We start from the raw sequence: 21,800 nt of genomic DNA on the forward strand, positions 1-21,800 counted from the left end.
ACCACGCAGCGCCTCAGTCGTCCCAGTCGCCGGCGTCGAACGGGTCGACCTCAGCGCCGATCTCCTCGCGGACGATGCGGTAAGCCAGTCCGGGACCATATCCCTTGCGTCCGAGGACACCGACCAGCCGGCGGACCTTCACCTGCTCGTCGACGTTGCGGAGCGAGCGGAGCTTTTTGCGGACCAGCGCCCGCGCGACCTCCTCCTCGGAGGCGGGATCGATCGCGTCGATGGTGTCGCGCACGATCTCGTCGTCGACGCCCTTGCGGCGCAGCTCGAGCGCGAGCGCGCGCCCGGAGAGCCCACGTATCTGCTGGCGCGACCGCACCCACAGCTGCGCGAACTCCTCGTCGTCGACAAGCCCGACCGCCTCGAACCGGTCGAGCATCCGCTCCGCGATCTCGTCCGGGACGTTGCGCCGCCCGAGCTGGGTCGCAAGCTCGGAGCGTGAGCGCGGTCGCTCGGCGAGGCGGTCGAGCAGGATCTTGCGGGCGATCGCCTCGTGGTCCGGCTCCGGCCCGAGATCACGATCGACCTCCGGCTCGACGTCGCGGCCGGGGCCTCGTCGGCGACGAGACCCCGCACCCTGCCTGCGGGCCATGCTCAGAAGTCGACCTCGACGACCTTGCCGGCCTTCTTGCCGCCCTTGGCATCAGCGACGACATCGGCCGGCTCGTCCACGACGGCACCGATGCCGAGGTGCTCCATGATCTTCTTCTCGAGCTCGTTGGCGAGGTCGGGGTTGTCGCGCAGGAAGTTGCGCGCGTTCTCCTTGCCCTGGCCGAGTTGATCGCCCTCGTAGGTGTACCAAGCGCCGGCCTTGCGGACGAAGCCCGCCTCGACACCGACATCGAGGAGACTGCCCTCGCGGCTGATGCCCTGGCCGTACATGATGTCGAACTCGGCCTGCTTGAACGGCGGGGCCATCTTGTTCTTGACGACCTTGCAGCGCGTGCGGTTGCCGACCATGTCGGTGCCGTCCTTGAGCGTCTCGATGCGTCGGACGTCGAGGCGGACGGAGGCGTAGAACTTGAGCGCCTTGCCGCCCGTCGTCGTCTCGGGCGAGCCGAACATCACGCCGATCTTCTCGCGGAGCTGGTTGATAAAGATCGCGGTCGTGCCGGCGCCGTGGATCGCACCGGTGAGCTTGCGCAGCGCCTGGCTCATGAGGCGGGCCTGCAGACCGACATGGCTGTCACCCATCTCGCCCTCGATCTCGGCGCGCGGCACGAGTGCGGCCACCGAGTCGATGACGATGATGTCGAGCGCCCCGGAGCGGATCAGCATGTCGGCGATCTCGAGCGCCTGCTCACCGGAGTCAGGCTGGGAGATCAGCAGCGCGTCGGTGTCGACGCCCAGAGCCTTGGCATAGTCGGGGTCGAGCGCGTGCTCGGCGTCGATGAACGCCGCGATGCCGCCGGCGCGCTGCGCGTTGGCCACGGCGTGGAGCGCGACCGTCGTCTTGCCGGAGGACTCCGGCCCGTAGATCTCGACGATGCGGCCGCGCGGGAGCCCGCCGATGCCGAGGGCGATGTCGAGCGAGATCGCCCCGGTGGGGATGACCTCGATCGGGATCTTGCCACGCTCACCGAGGCGCATCACCGATCCCTTGCCGTGCGAGCGCTCGATCTGCGCCATCGCCGCGTCGAGTGCCTTGTCGCGGTCCTTCGGTGCGCCCTTGCCGGGGTCAGCAGCCATCAGCGTGGTCCCTTCAACATTCGTGTCCGCCGGTCATCTACGACGTTAGAGACCGGCACTGACACTCGTACGGCTCGTACGGGCGCCTGTGGATGCCGGGTCTCTGCGTCGACCTGTGGGACGACTCTAGTCCGAACACCTGTTCGATGCGACTACCGACACGCGCGTGTCGCGTGTCGGTAGTCGCGTCGATCCCCAGGGGGCGGCTGAGCGCTCAGACTGCGGGCGCGAAGCGGTCCCACGCCCGGTGCAGCGCCATGGCCTCCTGGACACCGGCGAGCACCTCAGCCCCGTTCTCGCCTCGGACGATGCCGAGGCCGTCGGCTCCCAGGGCGTCCAGCACGGCCGCGCCGGCGCCCCACGCCCCGATGGCCTTGGCCTGTCGGAAGCACTCCTCTACCAGCAGCACCACGCGCGGGTCGATCGTGGTCGTCCCGGCCGCACCCGCCTTCTCGTCGCGCAGCGGCAGCGCGTCCGGCGCCGGAACCGGCGCGCCGGCGAGGAGAACGGCGTCGAACTCCACCGACCGCGCCGTCGCGAAGGTCCGCTGCACGGTGATCCCGTCGCCGACCGTCCCGCCGTGCGGAGCGATCACGAGCGGCATCATGCCGGCCTCGAAGATCGTCGTGCTGATCGCGTCGACGCCGGACAGGTCACCGTCCGGGTCGACAACGATGCCGACGATACGTCCGTCCGACGGCCACGTCTCGCCCACCTGCGAGAGCGCGGGGCTCGGCACGGGCTCGGCCAGCTCGATCGTCGGCGACGGTGCAGGCAGGCCCAGACCCGTGGCGACCTCGGCGCAGAGCACCGGGTCGATGTTCGCCAGGCACTCCAGCTGACGTTCCTTGATCGTCTGCTCGTAGCACTTGCCCAGCTCGAACGTGTAGGCGCGGATGATGTGCTCCTGCTCCACCGGCGTCATGCTCTTCCAGAAGAGCCGCACCTGGCTGAAGTGGTCGTCGTACGAGGCAGGCTGTGCCCGTACCTTCGTGCCTTCGGCCACGCGCACCGCGAGATGCTCGAAGGCCCCTTCGACGTCGGCGCCGGCATGGAACGGACAGCCACCATCGAGCGAGTTGGGCCGGTACGGCGCCACCCCCGCGTGCACGGCGTGCTGGTGGAAGCCGTCGCGGAGCATGTCGTTGACCTCGGTGTGCGGCCGGTTCACGGGGAGCTGGTTGAAGTTCGGCCCCCCGAGCCGCGTCAGCTGCGTGTCGACGTACGAGAACAGGCGCGCCTGCACCAGCGGATCATCCGTCGCGTCGATCCCGGGGACCAGGTGCCCGACGTGGAAGGCCACCTGCTCGGTCTCGGCGAAGAAGTTCGTCGGGTTCGCAGTGAGCACCATCAGGCCCACCGGCTGCACGGGAGCCAGCTCCTCGGGCACGATCTTCGTCGGGTCGAGAAGGTCGATGCCGTCGAACATCTGCTCTGGGTTGTCCGGGAAGACCTGCAGGCCCAACTCCCATGCGGGGAAGGCACCCGCCTCGATCGCGTCGTACAGGTCACGCCGGTGGAAGTCCGGGTCGACGCCGGCGGCGATCTGGGCCTCTTCCCAGGTCAGCGAGTGCACGCCGAGCCGCGGCTTCCAGTGGAACTTCACCAGCGAGGTCTCCCCAGCGGCGTTCTCCACGCGGAAGGTGTGAACGCCGAACCCCTCCATCATCCGGTAGGAGCGCGGGATGCCGCGGTCGGACATGTTCCACATCGTGTGGTGCTGCGCCTCGGTGTGCAGCGAGACGAAGTCCCAGAAGGTGTCGTGGGCGCTCTGCGCCTGCGGGATCTCCCGGTCCGGGTGGGGCTTGCCGGCGTGGATGACGTCGGGGAACTTGATGCCGTCCTGGATGAAGAACACCGGGATGTTGTTGCCGACGAGGTCGAAGTTGCCCTCGTCGGTGTAGAACTTCGTCGCGAAGCCGCGCGTGTCGCGGACCGTGTCCGCCGAGCCGCGGGAGCCCAGCACGGTCGAGAAGCGCACGAACGTCGGCGTCTCCACGCCTTCGCGCAGGAACGTCGCCCTGCAGACGGCGTCGGCGGTGCCGTAGCCCACGAACACGCCGTGCGCCCCGGCGCCTCGGGCGTGCACCACCCGCTCGGGGATGCGCTCGTGGTCGAAGTGGGTGATCTTCTCGCGCAGGTGGTGGTCCTGAAGCAGTGTCGGGCCCCGCTCACCTGCCTTGAGGGAGTGGTCGGTGTCGCGTAGGCGAACCCCTGCCGACGTCGTCAGGAAGGTCTCCTGCTGCGCCCGGGCGGTCAGCGGCGCACCAGTCTCCACGCCGGTGGCGGTACGGGTCGCGGGCGCGGACTGGTCGGGCTTCGGCGGCAGCGGCTCACGCGGTTCCGTCGGCTCGGCGAGACTCGGCGGCGCCACACCCGGAGCGCCCGGGATCGCACGCTCTGCATCTCCGGTGAGGCCGTGGACGACCCGATCGAAGGTCTCTTTGGCCAGCTGTTTGAGATCCATCGTCTCTCCTCGTTGATCGGAACGGCTTACCGGTCGTACGAGGGGCCGGTACCCGCGCGGGGTCCCTGCACACCACCGACCGCCGGCGATCTCCGATCTCGAGGCGACGTCAGCGCTCGGCCGGCGGCAGCTGCAACGCCGCCCAGACGGCACGCCAGACCGTCTTGGGGGCGACCCCGGCGTCGAGCGCCTCGGTGACGGTCCGCCCGCCGAGCTCGGCCAGCACCTGGTGGTCGGCCCACACCGGGGCGTACCCGCCACCGAGGTGCTTTTCCATGCGCTCCCAGAGCTCGCTGTGCCTCACTCGGCCAGTATGCGGGTGCGCTCCTTGCCGACCCCGCCGGCCGCCGGCGCCGCGCCGCCCTCGCGCAGGCCGTACCGCTCCCACCACCGGCGCAGCGGGCCCGGCGCCCACCAGTTCGCGCGGCCGAGGAGCTTCATCGTCGCGGGCACCATGACGAGCCGGACGAGCGTGGCGTCGATCAGCAGCGCCACGAGCATCCCGACGCCGATCATCTTCATGAACACGATCCCCGACGTCGCGAACGCGCCGATCACGACCGCGAGCAGCAGCGCCGCGCTGGTGATGATCCGACCGGTCTTCTGGACGCCCGTCGCGACCGCGACCTCGTTGTCACCGGTGACGTCCCACTGCTCGCGGATCCGCGACAGCAGGAACACCTCGTAGTCCATCGACAACCCGAACAGGATCGCGAACATCAAGATCGGCTGCGTCCCGTCGAGGTAGCCCGACGACGTGTAGCCGAGCAGTCCCTCAAGGTTGCCGTCGGCGAAGATCCACGTCACCACCCCGAACGCCGCCGTGATCGACACGATGTTGACCAAGACAGCCTTGATCGGGAGCACCACCGATCCGAACGCGACGAACAGCAGCACCAGCATCGCCGCCACGATCAGCCCGATCATCAGCGGGAGCCGGTCACCGATCTCGTCGAGCATGTCGACCGTCTGCGCCGTCGTGCCACCCACGTACGCGTCCGCGGGCGCGTCGACCGCACGCAGATCTCGTACGAGGTCCTGGGACGACTGGCTCTGCGAGGTGCCAGACCACGTGACGTCGACGAGTGTGCCGCCGTCGGCGGCGGCGACCGTACGTGCGTCTGCCACGCCGTCCACGGTGCGTAGGTCGGTGACGTACGACGCCACGTCGGCCCGGTCGTCGGTGGCGAGGAACACCTGCGCGTCGCTCGTCGGTCCGCCGAAGCCGTCCTCGAGCCTCTCCGTGGCGATCCGCGACGGTGCGTCCGCCGGCAGCGCCCGGTGATCGACGCTCCCCCACGACGCCGACAGGAACGGGCTCGCGAGCAGCAAGAGGAAGGCGGTGACCAGCGCGAGGCTCACGATCGGCCTGCGCATGACCGTGCGGGCGAAGCGCGCCCAGCCCTGGGACGGACGCCGCGCCCGACGTCGCCACGGCATCGCGCCGGCCTCGATGCGCCTGCCGAGCAGCGCGAGCGTCGCCGGGAGCAGCGTCAACGCCGCGGCCATCGCGACGACCACGGCGGCCACCCCGCCGTACGCCATCGAGCGCAGGAACGTCTGCGGGAAGACCAGCAGCGCGGACATCGCCGTGGCGACGGTCAGTCCGGAGAAGAGGACCGTACGGCCAGCGGTACGCATCGTCGCGCCGACGGCGTCATGCACCTGCGCGCGGTCGGAGGAGTCGCGTACGGCCAGCTCGTCGCGGAACCGGCTCACCACGAACAGCGCGTAGTCGATCGCGAGCCCCAGTCCGAGCAGCGTGATGATGTTGATCGCGAAGACCGACACGTCGGTGACGGTGGTCAGCAGCCGCACGACTGCGAGGGCACCGAGCACCGCGACGGCCCCGATGCCGACCGGCATGAGTGCGGCCACGACCGACCCGAAGACGATCAGGCTGAGCACGAGCACGAGCGGCATCGACAGCATCTCGGCGCGGGCGATGTCTTCGGAGACGATCGTGTTGACGTCGTCGAAGACCGCCCACTGACCCGCGACCGCGAGGTCGAGCGTCCCGTCGTCGACAGCGGCGCCGTCGAGCGCGGGCCGGACCTCGTCGTACGCCTCGAGCAGCGCGTCCTGGTCCTCGCCGGTCAGGGTGATCAGGACACTCGTCGCGTGCCGGTCGCGCGAGACCAGCGACTCGGTCCCCGGCGGGCCGTACGCGACGACCTCTTCGACGGCCTCGGCGGGCAGCCCCGCAACGACGTCGGCGACCGCCTCGCGGAACGGTGCCGCGTCGACCGTCATGTCCTTGCTCTCGTAGACCGCGACGACGTCGGCACCGTGGCGCCCGACGGTCTCGTCGATCAGCTCGGAGGCGCGGTACGACTCGCTGCCGGGATCGTCGAACCCACCGTCGCTGAGAGCGCCGAACACCCCTGTGCCGTACGCCCCCGCGGCCACGACCACCAGCAGTCCCAGGCCGAGCACCCATCCCGCTCGTCGTGCGACGAAGCGTCCCCACCGTTCCATCGGAATCCCCCGTCATCTTCACCACACAGTGAATGGCGTTCACTACTGTTAACAGCGTTCACCGCTAACACTGTTCACTATGCTGAGCGGATGGACGCGATGTCAAGGGGTCGGCCCACACGCCGCGACCAGCAGCGCCAGGCGACCCTCGACGAGATCGTGCGCACAGCACGCGCGCTCCTCGTCGAGACGCACGAGATCTCGTTGCGCGCGGTGGCGCAGACGATGGGGATGACCGCGCCGGCGCTCTACCGCTACGTGAGCAGCCTCGAGGACCTCACGTTGCGCGTCGCCGCGCAGGTGTACGACGACCTGCTCGCCACGCTCGAGGCGACCGCCGCCCCGTACGAGGGCGACCCGGCGGCCCAGGTCGTCGCCGGCTCTACCGCGTTCCGGCAGTGGTCGCTGCAGAACCCTCAGGAGTTCGGGCTGACCTTCGCGAATCCGATCACGAGCGGCGCCAAGTCCGTCGACCTCGGCGCGGACCTGCTCGGAGGCCCCGTCGAGCCGCCGTCCGGCGCCACGGTGGTCGGAGCGGAGTGCACGGCGGCGGCGCATCGCTTCGGCAACTTCTTCGGGCGGCTCGTCGTCGAGATCTGGGAGCGCCAGGGCTATCCGGCGACCGGCCCGGTCCCCGCTCCCGCCGAGGAGAGCTTCACGACGTCGCTGACGTCGAAGCTCAATACCGACGTCCCCACCGAAGCGACGTGGGCCTTCGTCCGCGCGTGGTCTCGCCTGTACGGGACGACGGCGTTGGAGGTGTTCGGGCACATCGACAAGGAGGTCGTCGCCACCGGCGCGCTCTACCGCGACATGATGAACGACTGCGCCGAGATCCTCGGCCTGCAGGCGCGGCGTACCGACCTCCAGCGTGTCGTCAGCGACGTGCTCGAAGCCGAGCCCGCACCCTGAGCCCCAGGCGGCTCAGCGCAGGATCAGCGTGCCCACCCGCTGCGAGGCGACACGCAGCCCGAGCGCGCCGAAGACGAGGAAGTACACGACCGGCAGCCATAACCCCGGCGTTACGTGCCCGGTCGTGAGCGAACGGATGAGGTCCACCGCCTGGTAGAGCGGCGTCACCTGAACCACCTGCTGAAGCCACCCCGGATACGCCGACAGCGGGTAGAACGTCGCCGACAGCAAGAACATCGGCATCACCGCCACCTGGATCAGCTCGAAGTCCTGCCACGAGCGCATGTACGTGGACAGCGCCATGCCGCAGGCGGCGAACGCGAACGCGACCAGCAGCGCTGCCGGCAGGGCCAGCAGGGCCCACCACGACTCGGTCAGCCCCATCACCGCCATGATCACGACGAACGCCGCGGAGTAGCCGGCCCCGCGAAGCGTCGCCCAGGTCACCTCACCCACCGCGACGTCCACCGGCCGCATCGGCGTCGCGAGCACGGCGTCGTACAGGTGCTCGTACTTGAGTCGGAAGAAGACCCCGAACGTCGCGTCGAACAGCGCCCCGTTCATCGCCTGCGTCGCGAGCATCGCCGGCGCGACGAAGACCGTGTAGGGGACCTCCTGGCCGTTGTCGAGGGTCACGTCCCCGACCAGCGCCGCGACGCCGACCCCGATGGACAGCAGATAGATCAGCGGCTCCAGGAACCCCGACGCGAACACCAGCGGCGCCCGTCGGTAGACCAGGATGTTGCGGCCGACCAACCGGCCCGAACCGGTCCGCCGCTGCGCCTCGCGGCGTTGCGCCTCGGTCGGCACCGTCGTCGTGCTCATCACTGGCTCCCTAGACGTCGTCCGAACGCCCGTCGCGCCCACCACCAGCCGGCGAGACCGACGACCACGAGGTACGCGACGTGCACGAGAGCCATCGGCGTCAGCGTGTCGGTGCTGCACATCCGCGCGAGCTCCACGCCGTGCCACGCAGGGAGGACGTGAGCGATCACCTGAACGACCTCCGGCAGCTGGTCGATCGGAAAGAACGCGCCGGAGAACATCGTCATCGGGATCACGCCGAGCCGGAACATCAGCGTCAGCGCGCTGTCGGAGCCGGTCCAGGCCGCGTACCCGATGAAGACCGCCCCGTGCGCCGCACCGACGAGCGTGCCTGCCAGGACGAGCAGCAACGCGCCGCCGACCGACGCGAGCGTGCCGAAGAGGCCGAGCACGATCGTCAGGGCGACCGTCGCCGTGGCCACGCGGAACGTCACGTACGCCGTCACGCCGTTGACGACGTCGACCGCACCGAGCGGCGTCGACGACATCGCGTACGCCATCTTGGTCCAGGTGAACATCGCATACACCGGGTAAAGCGCCTCCCCCGCCGCCGCCGTCAGCGCGGACGTCGCGAGGATGCCCGGCGCGATGAAGTCGAGGTAGTCGACCCCGCCGAGCGCCGCGTCGTCATTGACGAAGCTGCCGAGCCCCAGGCCGAACGACGCCAGCATGATCACCGGCAGGACCGCGTACGAGAAGATCGAGCCGCGCCAGGTACGGCGGAGCACGGTCAGGTAGTACGGGACCTGGCGGCGTACGGCGGCCCATCGACCGCCGTCGCCGCGCGGTCGGTCGTGCAGCACCTCCGAGATCGCCGGGGCAGTGCTCATGCGTCCAGCGCCCGTCCTGTCAGGCGGAGGAAGACGTCCTCCAGGGTCGAGCGCCGTACGAGGGTCGAACGGGGTTGCAGCCCTCGGTCCACGGCTGCCTCGGCGGCCTTCTCGCCGTCGGCGGTGTAGATCAGCACACGGTCGGGCAGCACCTCTACGCGCTCGCCGAGATCGGCGACCTGCTGGGCGGCGGCCTCATTCTCGCCGACGCCCATCCGCAGTTCGACGACCTCGCGCGTCGAGTAGCGCGCGATCAGCTCGTGCGGGGCGCCTTCGGCGACGATCTGGCCGTCGTCCATGACCACGAGCCGGTCGCACAGCTGCTCGGCCTCATCCATGTAGTGCGTCGTGAGCACCAGCGTCACGCCGGTCTGCTTGAGCCGGTAGAGCTGGTCCCAGACGACGTGGCGAGCCTGCGGGTCGAGCCCGGTCGTCGGCTCGTCGAGCAGCAGCATCTCGGGGTTGTTGACGAGCGAGCGCGCGATCGTGAGGCGCCGCTTCATGCCGCCGGAGAGGTCGTCGACCATCTGGTGGCGCTTGTCGGTGAGCTTGACGAACGCGAGCAGCTCGTCGGCCTTGGCCCGGGCGTACGACCGCGAGAACCCGAAGTAGCGCGTGTAGACGACGAGGTTCTCGTAGACGGTGAGGTCGGTGTCGAGCGAGTCCTCCTGCGGGCAGACGCCGATCCGGGCGCGGATCTCGGACCCGTCCGTCGCCGGGTCGCGTCCGAGGATGCGCAGCGTGCCTCCGCTGGTCGGCGAGACCGCCGCGATCATCCGCATCGTCGAGGACTTGCCGGCACCGTTCGGGCCGAGGAAGCCGAAGGCCTCGCCGCGCCCGACCACCACGTCGATGCCCTTGACCGCCTCGAGGTCCCCGTACGCCTTGCGCAGCCCGTGCGCCTCGATCATCGCCTCCGTCACCGTTCGACCTTAGGGATGTCTGCTGACAGTTGTCTTGTCGATATCGGCGCGCCCGGCGCCCCGTCCGCCCCACGATTTGACGCCTTGCCCACCGTTCGCGGGGCGCATTCGGTGGGCAACGCGTCAAATCGCGGGGCGGGCCACCTGAACGTGTCAGCCCCGCGAGGCAGGATGGACGGGTGCCCGATGTGCTCGACCGCTTCTCGCCCGCGACCGCGGCGTGGTTCCGCGGCGCGTTCCCGGCCCCGACCCCCGCACAGGCCGGCGCGTGGGACGCGATCGCCCAGGGCAGCAACGCCCTCGTGGTCGCGCCGACCGGATCCGGCAAGACGCTGTCGGCGTTCCTGTGGGCGCTCGACCAGCTCATCACCGGCCCGGAGTCCGACGAACCCAAGCAGCGCACGCGCGTCCTGTACGTCTCGCCGCTCAAGGCCCTCGCCGTCGACGTCGAACGCAACCTGCGCTCCCCCCTGGTCGGCATCACCCAGACCGCCAAGCGCCTCGCGGCCACCGGCGAGTCGGCCGCGCCTCGCGACGTCACGGTCGGCGTCCGCTCCGGAGACACGACGCCCGCCGAACGCCGTACGCTCTCGACCCGTCCTCCCGACATCCTCATCACGACGCCGGAGTCGCTGTTCCTCGTCCTCACCTCCGCCGCCCGCGAGACGCTGCGCGGTGTCCAGGCGGTGATCGTCGACGAGGTCCACGCGGTCGCCGGCACCAAGCGCGGCGCCCACCTCGCGCTCAGCCTCGAGCGCCTCGATGCGCTCCTCGACCGACCCGCGCAACGCATCGGCCTGTCGGCGACCGTACGCCCGCACACCGAGGTCGCGCGCTTCCTCGGCGGCGCCGCCCCGGTGCGCGTGGTCGCGCCGGAGTCGCAGAAGCGCTGGGACCTCTCGGTCGTCGTCCCCGTCGAAGACATGACCGCGCTCCCCACACGTACGGGCACAGACGACGGCGACGACCCCGATCCCCGCGACCAGGCCTCGATCTGGCCCCACGTCGAGGAGCGGGTCGTCGACCTCGTCGAGCAGGCTCGCTCGTCGATCGTCTTCGCCAACTCGCGCCGACTCGCCGAGCGGCTGACCGCCCGCCTCAACGAGATCCACGCCGCGAGGCAGGGCGTCGACCCGGCACCGCGTACTCCCGCGCAGACAATGGCCCAAGCTGGTGCGTCGGTGACGGCGGCCAGCCCGGCGCCCACGGTCGCGCCGCCGATCTTGGCAGCCGCCCACCACGGGTCCGTCAGCAAGGAGCAGCGCGCCCTCATCGAGGACGATCTCAAGACCGGCCGTCTCCCGTGCGTGGTCGCGACCTCCAGCCTCGAGCTCGGCATCGACATGGGCGCGGTCGACCTCGTCGTCCAGGTCGAGTCGCCGCCGTCGGTCGCGAGCGGCCTGCAGCGCGTCGGACGTGCCGGCCACCAGGTCGGCGAGGTCTCGCGCGGCGTCGTCTTCCCCAAGCACCGCAGCGACCTCCTCCAAGCCACGGTCACGATCGAGCGGATGGTCTCGGGAGCCATCGAGGAGCTGTCCGTCCCGACCAACCCGCTCGACGTCCTCGCCCAGCAGGTCGTGGCCGCGTGCGCGCTCGACGTGCTCGACGTGGACGAGCTCTACGAGACGGTCCGCCGTGCGGCCCCGTACGCGACACTCCCCCGCTCGGCGTACGACGCCACGCTCGACCTGCTCGCCGGCCGCTACCCGTCGGACGAGTTCGCCGAGCTGCGCCCGCGCATCGTGTGGGACCGCGTCGCCGGCACGCTCACCGGCCGCCCCGGCGCCCAGCGTCTCGCGGTGACCTCGGGCGGCACGATCCCCGATCGCGGGCTGTTCGGCGTCTACCTCGTCGGTGCCGAGTCCACCGCCCGTGGCAGTGCGCGCGTCGGCGAGCTCGACGAGGAGATGGTGTACGAGTCGCGCGTCGGCGACGTGTTCGCCCTCGGCGCCACGAGCTGGCGCATCGAGGACATCACGCACGACCGAGTTCTGGTCTCCCCCGCGTATGGTCAGCCCGGGCGGCTCCCGTTCTGGCGCGGCGACAACCCCGGGCGGCCCATCGAGCTCGGCCGCGCGCTCGGCGCATTCACCCGCGCGATGGCGACCGGCGCCCGCGACCAGGCCCGGACACGCTGCGAGGCCGCGGGGCTCGACCGATACGCGATCGACAACCTGTTCGCCCTCGTCGACGAGCAGAAGCAGGCGACCGGACGCGTCCCCGACGACACGCTGCTGGTCGTCGAGCGGTTCCGCGACGAGCTCGGCGACTGGCGTCTGGTCCTGCACTCCCCGCTCGGCCTTGCGGTACACGCCCCGTGGGCGCTCGCGGTGGGGGCGCGCGTGCGCGAACGATACGGCCTCGACTCCGCGAGCATGGCCAGCGACGACGGCATCGTCGTACGCCTTCCCGAGACCGATGCCGAGCCGCCCGGCGGCGAGCTGTTCGCGTTCACGCCGGACGAGATCGAGGACCTGGTCACCGAGGAGGTCGGCGGCTCGGCACTGTTCGCCGCGCGGTTCCGCGAGTGCGCCGCGCGGGCGCTGCTGCTGCCCCGCCGTGATCCCGGACGCCGCAGCCCTCTCTGGCAGCAGCGCCAGCGTGCCGCCCAGCTGCTCGAGGTCGCGCGCCGCTACCCGACGTTCCCGATCGTGCTCGAGACCGTACGCGAGGTGCTGCAGGACGTGTACGACGTGCCGTCGCTGGTGCAGATGATGCGCGACCTCGAAAGCCGTCAGCTGCGCCTCGTCGACGTCGCGACGCAGGAGCCGTCACCGTTCGCGAAGTCGCTGATGTTCGGCTACGTCGCCGCGTTCCTGTACGAGGGCGACAGCCCGCTGGCCGAGCGTCGTGCCGCGGCCCTCTCGCTCGACTCATCGCTGCTGTCGGAGCTGCTGGGCCGTGCCGAGCTGCGCGACCTGCTCGACGCCGAGGTGATCGCGCAGATCGAGGCCGAGCTCCAACGGCTCGTGCCGGACCGGCGCGCCCGTGGCGCCGAGGGGGTCGCCGACCTGCTCCGCGTCCTCGGGCCGATGACGTCCGAGGAGGTCGCTGAGCGCTGCACCGAGCCGTCCGAGGCATCGGCATGGCTGGTGTCGCTGGCCGAAGCGCGCCGCGTGATCCGGGTCGCGGCACCGTCCAGCGTCGGCGAGGGCGCCCAGTGGTGGGTCGCCGTCGAGGATGCGGGGCGACTGCGCGACGCCCTCGGCACGCCTGTCCCGATGGGAGTGCCGAATGCTTTCGTCGAGCCCGTCGACGACCCGCTGGGCGACCTCGTGGCGCGCTATGCCCGTACGCACGGGCCGTTCGTCGCCAGCGACGTCGCCTCGCGGTTCGGCCTCGGAGTGGCCGTCGTGTCCGAGACGCTGCGCCGCCTCGCCGGCCACGGGCGCGTGACCGAGGGCGAGTTCACGCCCGGCGCCGGCGGATCGGAGTGGTGTGACGCGGAGGTCCTGCGGCGGCTGCGGCGGCGCTCGCTCGCGGCGCTGCGCAAGGAGGTCGAGCCGGTCTCTCCCGAGACGCTGGGCCGCTTCCTGCCCGCCTGGCAGCACGTCGGTGGGCGTCTGCGCGGCGTCGACGGGCTCGTGACCGCAATCGAGCAGCTCGCCGGATCGTCGGTCCCCGCGTCTGCGCTCGAGCCGCTGGTCCTGCGCTCACGCGTGCTCGACTACTCCCCCGCGATGCTCGACGAGCTCACCACGGCCGGCGAGGTCGTCTGGTCCGGGGTCGGCGCACTGCCCGGCAACGACGGTTGGATCTCGCTCCACCTCGCGGACACCGCGCCGCTCACGCTCGCCGCGCCGTCCGAGCTCGAGCTCAGCGCGCTCCAGGAAGCCGTGCTGGGGGTCGTCCAGACCGGGGGGGCCTACTTCTTCCGCCAGCTCGCCGACGCGGTCGCCGCGGGAGCATTGGGCTCCGGCACCGAGCCGGCTCGCGTCGACGACACCGAGCTCGCGGACGCGCTCTGGGACCTCGTCTGGGCCGGCTACCTCACCAACGACACCCTCGCGCCGCTGCGCACGCTGATCGGCGCCGGCCGTACGGCCCATCGCACCGCCCGAAGCGCTCCACGCATTCGCGGCCGCCGCTCACCGTCGTTCGCGCGACCGACGATGCCCTCCCGTACGGGCCCGCCGACCGCCGGCGGCCGCTGGGCGCTCATCCCCCGCCCCGAGGACAACCCGACCCTCCGCGCCCACGCGACAGCCGAGCAGCTCCTCGAGCGCCACGGGATCGTCACGCGCGGGACCGCCGTCAGCGAACGCGTGACGGGTGGGTTCGCCGCGGTCTACAAGGTGCTGAGCGGGTTCGAAGAGGCCGGGCGCGCGCGTCGCGGCTACTTCGTCGAAGGGCTCGGGGCGGCACAGTTCGCCACCGCCGGCGCCGTCGACCGCCTGCGCTCGTACGCCCGCGAACCCGGCCAGGACGCCGAGCGCCGCGCCGTGACGCTCGCTGCGACCGACCCCGCCAACCCGTACGGGGCCGCGCTCGGTTGGCCCGAGACCGGCGGCGGGCACCGGCCCGGGCGCAAGGCCGGAGCACTCGTGGTGCTCGTCGACGGAGCACTGTCGCTGTACGTCGAGCGCGGAGGCCGGACGCTGCTCACCTTCGATGACCTCGACGATCCGGAGGGCGCTGCTCGGCTGGAGCCCGCGATCGACGCGCTCGCGACCGCCGTACGCGACGGGGCCCTCGGCCGCCTGACCGTCGAGAAGGCCGATGGCGAGGCAGTGCTCGGCACGGCCCTCGGCGACGCGCTCGCCCGCGCCGGGTTCCACGCGACCCCCCGCGGCCTGCGGATCCGGGGCTGACGGGTGCCCGAGGGCGACGCCGTCTGGCGTACGGCACGCCGGCTCGACAAGGCGCTGCGTGGCGCCACCCTCGTACGGACCGACTTCCGCGTCCCGCAGCTCGCGACCGCCGACCTCGCCGGCGAGACGGTGCACGGCGTGTCGAGCCGCGGCAAGCACCTCTTCGCCAAGATCGGCGACGTCTCGCTCCACACGCGGCTCGGCATGGACGGCTCGTGGCGGACGTACGACGCTGGTGCCCGTTGGTCTCGACCGGCGCACGAGGCGCGGGTGGTGCTCGCGACCGAGCGTGTCCAGGCCGTCGGCTTCCTGCTGCCGACGGTCGAGCTGCTGTCGCTCGAGCAGGCCGACGCGGTCCGCGCGCGACTCGGCCCCGATCTGCTCGATCCGGAGTTCGACGCCGCCGAGGCGCTGCGTCGGGTGGTCTCCGACCCGGGACGCAACCTCGGCGAGGCGCTGCTCGACCAGAGCAACCTCGCGGGTGTCGGCAACATCTTCCGCAACGAGATCCTGTATGTCCGCGGGCTCCACCCCGACACCACGGTCGGCGACGACCCCGACCTCGCCCGTACGGTCACGACGGCGCGGCGCATGCTCCTCGCGAACCGCGACTACCCCGCGATCGTCACCACGGGCATCGACCGGCGTGGTCAGCGCACGTGGGTGTACGGGCGGGGCGGCGAGCCGTGTCGCCGCTGCGGCACACGCATCGAGCGGCGCACCCCTGTCGTGACGCAGACCCACGGCGTCGAGGAGCGCGTCACGTACTGGTGCCCGCACTGCCAGCCCTCCCCCACCTCCGTCGTCGTCGCGTCCGCGTTGTGAAGGCAATCTGACCGAACTGACCGGCGGAAACGGTCAGGTTGCTTTCACAACGCGGACGCAGAGGGCGACAGCCGCACCATCAGCGGTCAGCCGAGAGCGACGAATTGACCAGGAGGTCCGGCGAGAGTAGCGGGCCGGCGTATGCGATACGTTCGACGGTCACCGTCGACGGACGCGAGGCGGGATCGGCGCACCGCGCAGTTGCCAAGGCTGACTGCGCAGAGGCCAGGTGCTCCGAGGCAGCCGAGCTCAGCGGACGCCGACGGAGTCGGACTCAGGCGCCAGCGCGATCGAGGCGTCGATCGTCGACTGCTCCTGGATCTCCATGAGCGCGCTCACGTCGCGCAGGACCTGCGACATCGGCACGTCGAGGGCGTCGCAGAGAGCGGCGAGGAGCTCGGAGCTGGGCTCCTTCTGGCCGCGCTCGACCTCGGAGATGTAGCCCAGGCTCACCCGAGCAGCAGCGGAGACGTCGCGCAGCGTCAGGCCCTTGGCCATCCGGCGAGCCCGCAGGACCTCGCCGATCAAACGTCGAAGCACCGTCATCTCACACCTCCGCTCTCAGACTTGGTACAACTCCTCGTCGAGCCGTGTTCTTCCCACCACTCTATGCGCTCCCGGTCGCACACCGGCAACGTGCTCACGTCAGCGGGCGTTTCGCCCCTCGCCGAGCACGGTGGCGAGCAGCGCCAGCGCGCCGTCGACGGACGCGCTCCGCACGGCGCCGCGGTCACCGTCGAGCGCCAGACCCAGGCTTCGCACTCCTCCCGGCCAGGCGACCGCGACGAACACGGTGCCTGCGGGTTTGCCCTCGGCCGGGCCCGGGCCGGCGACGCCAGTCGTCGCGAGCCCGTACGTGGCACCGAGGCGGTCACGCACACCCTGCGCCATCGCCTCGGCGACTCCCGGATCGACGGTGCCGCGCTCCTCGAGGAGCCGTCCATCCACACCCAACAGTGTGGCCTTGAGGTCTGCCGCGTACGCAACGACGGCCCCGCGCACGACGTCCGACGCCCCGGAGACATCCACCAGGCGTGCGCACAGCGCTCCCCCGGTCAGCGACTCTGCGAGCGCGAGCGACTCCGTACGCCGGCGGAGCTCGGCGATCAGCGCGGCAGGATCAGCACCAGCCGGCGCGGTCACGGGCGGCCGGCGACCTGCTCGGGAGCGTCCTTCGCCTTGGACTCGCGCACCATGCGTACGGCCTGAGCGATGTAGTCGAAACCGGTCACGATCGTCACCGCAACGGCCGCACCCATCGTCAGGTAGGCGAACCACATCATCCAGTCGGGCAGCAGCGCCTCGATCGGGAAGACGTACGCGGCGAGCGCGACGGCCTGAAGGACGGTCTTGAGCTTGCCACCGCGTGAGGCGGGCATGACGCCATACCGGATGACGCCGAAGCGCATCACGGTGATGCCCCACTCGCGGACGAGGACGAGGATCGTGACCCACCACGGCAGAGCGCCGATGATCGAGAGCCCGACGAACGCCATGCCCGTGAGCGCCTTGTCAGCGATCGGGTCGGCGATCTTGCCGAAGTCGGTGATGAGGCCGCGGCTGCGTGCGAGGTTGCCGTCGATGCGGTCGGTGGCCATCGCGACAACGAAGACCGCAAAGGCCGCCAGACGAAGACCGGTGTCGTCTCCTCCGTCGATGAGGAGGAGCCACCCGAACAACGGCACGAACGCGATCCGTAGGACGGTCAACGCGTTCGCGATGTTGTAGTTGCTCGGCGCCTGCGTGGCAGCGGGCGTCGATGAGTCGTTCATCTCTCTCCTCGGGCTGGGACGGGGGTGCAGGTCGTCTGGTGCCCCTGCCCTATGACCTCCGTCCAGCCTATCGCCACCCTCAAGAATCACCGACCGTGGTCGACGCCTTCTCGGAGCCGTCTGCGACGCGCCGCGCCTTGCCACCGTTCACCGCCACCGTGGCGGCGTCGGCCCTGCCGACGGACACCTTGGCGGGCCCGACGACGCTGACGCGCTTGAACTCCCCCTTGGCGATGTCGCCCGTCCAGATCGTCGCGCCCGTCCCGTCGGTGACGGTGATCTTGGTGGGCTTCTTCTCCTTGCCACGGATGAGGAGATGGTTCGTGGTCGGGGCACCGAGACCGGCCAGCGACGACGGGTCGGTAGGCGGCGGCGCGACCTCGGTCGGGACGGCCGCGGGGGCGCCGGCATCGTCCCCGTTGCCGACGACGAGCTGCCCGATCCCCCAGATGATCGCGAGCACGAGGACGACGACAGTCACGGCGAGCCAGCTCCGGCCGCCGCGGGCGACGCGGATGGTCTGCGAGCCCGTCGCACGCTCGGCCTCGAAGACGGCACGAGCCGGGATCGGGGCCTGGGCGTACGAGGCGTCGTAGCGGGCGATCCACGGCGCGGGGTCGGCGCCGAGGGCGCGGGCGAGTGAGCGGAGGTGCCCGCGGGCATAGAAGTCGCCCCCGCAGGCCGACACGTCGTCAGCCTCGAGGGCTTCGATCACGTGAGGGCGGATACGGGTGCGCTCAGCAAGCCCGTCGATCGAGACTCCCGCGCTCTCGCGAGCGGTACGGAGGAGGTCGCCGAGGCCGGGAACGGTCTGCACGGTCTCAGACTCCGCGTCTTCCGGCTCGGACTCGGGCGCTGGCTCGTCGACCACGAGCGGAGGGGCAACGCGTGCCGCCGGGGCATCGATGACCAGCTCGGGGCGGCCACGGCTGGCACGCAGGGCGGTGACGACCTTGTATCCCGGGGCGAGCGCGGAGCTGCCCACGCTCTGGACCAGGCCGAGGTCGATCCGGGCAGGGGCGCTGACGGTGGGTTCGACAAGATCAGGGCCGCCCTCTCGTCCCCGATTCGGTCGATTCTCCACCGGATCCGGCTCGTCATTCGGTGGAGAATCGACCGAATCGGGGACGGGAGGGGCGGGATCGGGGACGGGAGGGATCGAATCGGGGACGGGAGGGACGGGGGCGGCGGGATCGGGTCCGTCCTGCGGATCCGGGTCCGGCTCGACCACGATCTCGTCGTCGCCCGACAGCTGCCGCAGGGCGGCGGCCACGTCCTCGCTGCTCGCCCGTACGGCCAGCCCGAGCGGCACCACGAACGCCGTGCCGTCGGAGGCGACCACGTCGATCGCGCCGTCCGCGAGCAGGCCGCGCGGCTCCGCGAGCACGATGTGGTCGACGTCCGCCCACGGGAAGCCCCGCCACGCGTCACCGTGCCGGACCCGAACCCCGAGCGAGTCCGCGACCAGCAGCGGGCTCCGGGCGTCGAACCAGCCGCGCCCGGCGAGCAGGCCGCCGCCCGCGAGCAGTCCCGCGACCAGCCAGAGCAGCATCGACCCTTCGGCGGCGCGCACGGCGTACGCGATCGCGAGCACACCCGCACCCACCGCGACGAGGGCCAGCACGCCGGCGCTGCGGCGTACCTCCAGCACTTCTCCCGCCCCCGTACCTGCGGGGTCGGGCGTTCGTCCCTGCTCCAGCCGATCCGTCATGTCACTCTCCCCGCAGCGTCTCCAGGACCTCGTCCAGGTCGTCCGGCTTGATCAGGACGTCACGCGCCTTCGAGCCCTCGCTGGGGCCGACGATGCCCCGTGACTCGAGGATGTCCATCAGACGGCCAGCCTTCGCGAAGCCGACCCGCAGCTTGCGCTGCAGCATCGAGGTCGATCCGAACTGCGTGTTGACGACCAGCTCGACGGCCTGCAGCACCAGATCGAGGTCGTCGCCGATGTCGTCGTCGAGATCGCGCTTGGTGGCCTGCGGCGCGGTGACGTCCTCGCGATAGACCGGCTGCAGCTGGTCCTTGCAGTGCTGGACGACCTCGCGGATCTCCTTCTCGGTGATCCAGGCGCCCTGCATGCGCACCGCCTTGTTGGCGCCCATCGGCAGGAAGAGTCCGTCACCGCCACCGACGAGCTTCTCGGCACCGGGCTGGTCGAGGATGACGCGGCTGTCGGCCAGCGACGACGTCGCGAACGCGAGCCGGCTCGGCACGTTCGCCTTGATCAGGCCCGTGACGACGTCGACCGACGGCCGCTGCGTCGCGAGCACGAGGTGGATGCCTGCCGCACGCGCGAGCTGCGTGATGCGGACGATCGAGTCCTCCACGTCGCGCGGCGCGACCATCATGAGGTCGGCGAGCTCGTCGACGACGACGAGCAGGTACGGATACGGGGCCAGGACGCGCTCGCTGCCTGGAGGGACCTTCACCGAACCCTCGCGTACGGCCTTGTTGAAGTCGTCGATGTGGCGGAACCCGAAGTTGGCCAGATCGTCGTAGCGCAGGTCCATCTCGCGCACGACCCACTGCAACGCCTCGGCGGCCTTCTTGGGGTTGGTGATGATCTGCGTGATGAGGTGCGGGATGCCCTCGTACGCGGTGAGCTCCACGCGCTTGGGGTCGACGAGGATCATCCGCACCTCGTCGGGCGTCGAGCGCATGAGCACCGACGAGATCATCGAGTTGATGAAGCTCGACTTGCCCGAGCCGGTGGCGCCAGCGACGAGGAGGTGCGGCATCTTCGCCATGTTGGCGACGACGAACCCACCCTCGACGTCCTTGCCGAGGCCCACGACCATCGGGTGGTGGTCGCTGCGCGCCCGGTTGGAGCGGAGCACGTCGCCGAGGGAGACGGTCTCCTTGTCGGTGTTGGGGATCTCGATGCCGATCGCTGACTTGCCGGGGATCGGCGAGAGGATGCGCACCTCGTTGGAGGCGACGGCGTACGAGATGTTCTTGGCGAGCGCGGTGATCTTCTCGACCTTGACGCCCTGGCCCAGCTCGATCTCGTACCGGGTGACCGTCGGGCCTCGCGTGTAGCCGGTGACCTCGGCATCGACGGCGAACTCCTCGAGCACGGTCGTGAGCCGAGCGACGACGGCGTCGGAGGCCGCGGTGCGCGCCTTGTGCGGGGTGCCCTCGCGGAGCATGTCGTTGGCCGGGAGGGTGTAGACGATGTCGCCGGACAGCGCGAGCTGCTCGGCGCGTGCCGGCAGCGGCGTCATCGGCGGCAGCTCGACCGGCTCGTCGTCGGGCGGGGCAGCCGCCGCGGGGACCTCCACGCCGACGGTGTCGTCGTCGGGGCTCGGCGCGTTCTTGGCCTTGGCCTTGCCCTTGCGGGCCCCGGTGTCGATGGTCGGCTCGTCGTCGGCGCCGACGACGAGCGGGTTGTCGTACGGGACGTCGCTGCCGGCACCGCCGCGCGGCGCGCGCTTGCGGGCGGGCCCGGCGGGGGCGGCATCGGGCTCGACGTGACGGCGGCCGAGGAGCAGGTCGCGTGCGCCGCGGATGCGGTCGGGGATGCGGTAGACGGGCGTGCCTGTGACGACCAGCAGACCGAAGAACGCCAGCAGGACCAGCAGAGGAACGGTCACGTACGACGTGCGGAGCAGGTCGTCGAGCAGCTTGGAGACGCCGAAGCCGATCGCGCCACCCGCATCGCGGATGCCGTCGCCACCCGCCTCGGACGGCTTGGGGATGCCGTTGGCGATCGAGACGATCCCGAGCGTGCCACCGGCGAGGGCCGCCCAGCCAATCACCTGGCGGCCGAGCGGACCGTTGGCCTCCGGGTCGCGCATCGTCCGGGCGCCGACCACGAACAGCGCCAGCGGCACGGTCCAGGCGAGCAGGCCGACGCTGTTGGAGACGGCCTCGGCGACGGCAACGGTGACCGGGCTGTCGACCTGGAACCACACGGCCCCGACGACGACCACGCCGAGCCCGATGAGCGCGAGACCGATCCCGTCGCGGCGGTGTTCCGGGTCGAGGTCGCGTGCGGCCGTGCCGATGCTGCGGATGACTGCCCCGGTCATGCGGGCGAGGCCCATCCAGAGGGCACCGATGCCGCGCCCGATCACGCTGAGGGCACGGACGAACGGACCAGGGCCGGTCCTCGGCGGCGGGGCCGGCGGCTGACGCTTGGTCGAGCCACGGCCGCGCTGCTGCGGACGTCGGTCCTGGCCTCCGGACGACCGCGAGCTCTTCTTCTTGGACGACCCTCGCGGTGGGGAAGACGTACGGCTCGCCATGCTGGCGAGCCT

The 21,800-nt window shown here is 71.0% G+C and carries 16 protein-coding genes; 3 read left to right on the forward strand and 13 right to left on the reverse strand.

Translation table 11 applies throughout. From position 1 onward, the window contains the following. Positions 1-13: 13 nt before the first annotated feature. From HCT63_RS09115 to HCT63_RS09135, 5 genes are all read right to left on the reverse strand, one after another. Positions 14-601: a regulatory protein RecX gene (locus HCT63_RS09115; protein ID WP_167003387.1), complete on the reverse strand. Its 588-nt coding sequence runs from the start codon at positions 599-601 to the stop codon at positions 14-16. 2 nt (positions 602-603) lie between these two features. Further along, complete coding sequence (gene recA / locus HCT63_RS09120; protein WP_167003388.1) at positions 604-1,698, reverse strand: recombinase RecA; 1,095 nt, start codon at positions 1,696-1,698, stop codon at positions 604-606. Positions 1,699-1,912: 214 nt separating this feature from the next. Beyond that, positions 1,913-4,165 (reverse strand): catalase, encoded by a 2,253-nt coding sequence (locus tag HCT63_RS09125; protein WP_167003390.1) that lies wholly within the window; start codon positions 4,163-4,165, stop codon positions 1,913-1,915. A 109-nt stretch (positions 4,166-4,274) separates the two neighbouring features. After that, entirely contained in the window at positions 4,275-4,469 is a 195-nt protein-coding gene (locus tag HCT63_RS09130; protein ID WP_167003392.1) for a DUF3046 domain-containing protein, read from the reverse strand. Continuing rightward, a complete protein-coding gene (locus HCT63_RS09135; RefSeq protein WP_167003394.1) occupies positions 4,466-6,643 on the reverse strand; it encodes an MMPL family transporter in 2,178 nt (725 codons plus the stop codon). Before HCT63_RS09135 ends, HCT63_RS09130 begins: the two co-directional genes overlap by 4 nt. Positions 6,644-6,733: 90 nt before the next feature. Between HCT63_RS09135 and HCT63_RS09140 the strand changes: the two genes are divergently transcribed. After that, on the forward strand, positions 6,734-7,555 hold the full coding sequence (locus HCT63_RS09140) for a TetR/AcrR family transcriptional regulator (protein WP_167003396.1): 822 nt from the start codon (positions 6,734-6,736) through the stop codon (positions 7,553-7,555). Positions 7,556-7,567: 12 nt separating this feature from the next. Here HCT63_RS09140 and HCT63_RS09145 read toward each other — a convergent pair whose 3' ends face one another. Genes HCT63_RS09145 through HCT63_RS09155 form a run of 3 tightly spaced genes read right to left on the reverse strand, consistent with a single transcriptional unit; the run spans position 7,568 to position 10,121 of the window. Further along, entirely contained in the window at positions 7,568-8,380 is an 813-nt protein-coding gene (locus HCT63_RS09145; RefSeq protein ID WP_167003398.1) for an ABC transporter permease, read from the reverse strand. Next, positions 8,380-9,210 carry an ABC transporter permease gene (locus tag HCT63_RS09150; RefSeq protein WP_167003400.1) on the reverse strand — a complete coding sequence of 277 codons (831 nt, stop codon included), beginning with the start codon at positions 9,208-9,210 and terminating at the stop codon, positions 8,380-8,382. The genes HCT63_RS09145 and HCT63_RS09150 overlap by 1 nt, the downstream gene beginning before the upstream one ends. Beyond that, positions 9,207-10,121 (reverse strand): ABC transporter ATP-binding protein, encoded by a 915-nt coding sequence (locus HCT63_RS09155; RefSeq protein ID WP_167004875.1) that lies wholly within the window; start codon positions 10,119-10,121, stop codon positions 9,207-9,209. The genes HCT63_RS09150 and HCT63_RS09155 overlap by 4 nt, the downstream gene beginning before the upstream one ends. A gap of 191 nt (positions 10,122-10,312) precedes the next feature. Between HCT63_RS09155 and HCT63_RS09160 the strand changes: the two genes are divergently transcribed. Further along, positions 10,313-14,944 carry an ATP-dependent helicase gene (locus tag HCT63_RS09160; protein WP_167003402.1) on the forward strand — a complete coding sequence of 1,544 codons (4,632 nt, stop codon included), beginning with the start codon at positions 10,313-10,315 and terminating at the stop codon, positions 14,942-14,944. A 3-nt stretch (positions 14,945-14,947) separates the two neighbouring features. Continuing rightward, positions 14,948-15,769, forward strand: coding sequence for an Fpg/Nei family DNA glycosylase (locus tag HCT63_RS09165; RefSeq protein WP_167003404.1), 822 nt, complete (start codon positions 14,948-14,950; stop codon positions 15,767-15,769). A 249-nt stretch (positions 15,770-16,018) separates the two neighbouring features. Here HCT63_RS09165 and HCT63_RS09170 read toward each other — a convergent pair whose 3' ends face one another. The 5 genes from HCT63_RS09170 to HCT63_RS09190 all read right to left on the reverse strand — a co-directional run bounded on the left by HCT63_RS09170 (position 16,019) and on the right by HCT63_RS09190 (position 21,788). Then, a complete protein-coding gene (locus HCT63_RS09170) occupies positions 16,019-16,315 on the reverse strand; it encodes a helix-turn-helix transcriptional regulator (RefSeq protein ID WP_167003406.1) in 297 nt (98 codons plus the stop codon). 99 nt (positions 16,316-16,414) lie between these two features. Further along, positions 16,415-16,912 carry a CinA family protein gene (locus HCT63_RS09175; protein ID WP_167003408.1) on the reverse strand — a complete coding sequence of 166 codons (498 nt, stop codon included), beginning with the start codon at positions 16,910-16,912 and terminating at the stop codon, positions 16,415-16,417. Then, complete coding sequence (gene pgsA / locus HCT63_RS09180) at positions 16,909-17,541, reverse strand: CDP-diacylglycerol--glycerol-3-phosphate 3-phosphatidyltransferase (protein ID WP_167003410.1); 633 nt, start codon at positions 17,539-17,541, stop codon at positions 16,909-16,911. Before pgsA ends, HCT63_RS09175 begins: the two co-directional genes overlap by 4 nt. Positions 17,542-17,620: 79 nt before the next feature. Further along, positions 17,621-19,252 carry a helix-turn-helix domain-containing protein gene (locus HCT63_RS09185; RefSeq protein WP_167003412.1) on the reverse strand — a complete coding sequence of 544 codons (1,632 nt, stop codon included), beginning with the start codon at positions 19,250-19,252 and terminating at the stop codon, positions 17,621-17,623. Position 19,253: 1 nt separating this feature from the next. Beyond that, positions 19,254-21,788: a DNA translocase FtsK gene (locus tag HCT63_RS09190; protein WP_167003414.1), complete on the reverse strand. Its 2,535-nt coding sequence runs from the start codon at positions 21,786-21,788 to the stop codon at positions 19,254-19,256. Positions 21,789-21,800: the final 12 nt, after the last annotated feature.

The organism is Mumia sp. ZJ430 (assembly GCF_011751845.1).
GTDB lineage: Bacteria > Actinomycetota > Actinomycetes > Propionibacteriales > Nocardioidaceae > Mumia.

Coding starts and splice junctions, on each gene's coding strand:
- HCT63_RS09115 (WP_167003387.1), bottom strand. CDS start 601: ATGGCCCGCAGGCAGGGTGCGGGGTCTCGTCGCCGACGAGGCCCCGGC.
- recA (WP_167003388.1), bottom strand. CDS start 1,698: ATGGCTGCTGACCCCGGCAAGGGCGCACCGAAGGACCGCGACAAGGCA.
- HCT63_RS09125 (WP_167003390.1), bottom strand. CDS start 4,165: ATGGATCTCAAACAGCTGGCCAAAGAGACCTTCGATCGGGTCGTCCAC.
- HCT63_RS09135 (WP_167003394.1), bottom strand. CDS start 6,643: ATGGAACGGTGGGGACGCTTCGTCGCACGACGAGCGGGATGGGTGCTC.
- HCT63_RS09140 (WP_167003396.1), top strand. CDS start 6,734: ATGGACGCGATGTCAAGGGGTCGGCCCACACGCCGCGACCAGCAGCGC.
- HCT63_RS09145 (WP_167003398.1), bottom strand. CDS start 8,380: ATGAGCACGACGACGGTGCCGACCGAGGCGCAACGCCGCGAGGCGCAG.
- HCT63_RS09150 (WP_167003400.1), bottom strand. CDS start 9,210: ATGAGCACTGCCCCGGCGATCTCGGAGGTGCTGCACGACCGACCGCGC.
- HCT63_RS09155 (WP_167004875.1), bottom strand. CDS start 10,121: ATGATCGAGGCGCACGGGCTGCGCAAGGCGTACGGGGACCTCGAGGCG.
- HCT63_RS09170 (WP_167003406.1), bottom strand. CDS start 16,315: ATGACGGTGCTTCGACGTTTGATCGGCGAGGTCCTGCGGGCTCGCCGG.
- pgsA (WP_167003410.1), bottom strand. CDS start 17,541: ATGAACGACTCATCGACGCCCGCTGCCACGCAGGCGCCGAGCAACTAC.
- HCT63_RS09185 (WP_167003412.1), bottom strand. CDS start 19,252: ATGACGGATCGGCTGGAGCAGGGACGAACGCCCGACCCCGCAGGTACG.
- HCT63_RS09190 (WP_167003414.1), bottom strand. CDS start 21,788: ATGGCGAGCCGTACGTCTTCCCCACCGCGAGGGTCGTCCAAGAAGAAG.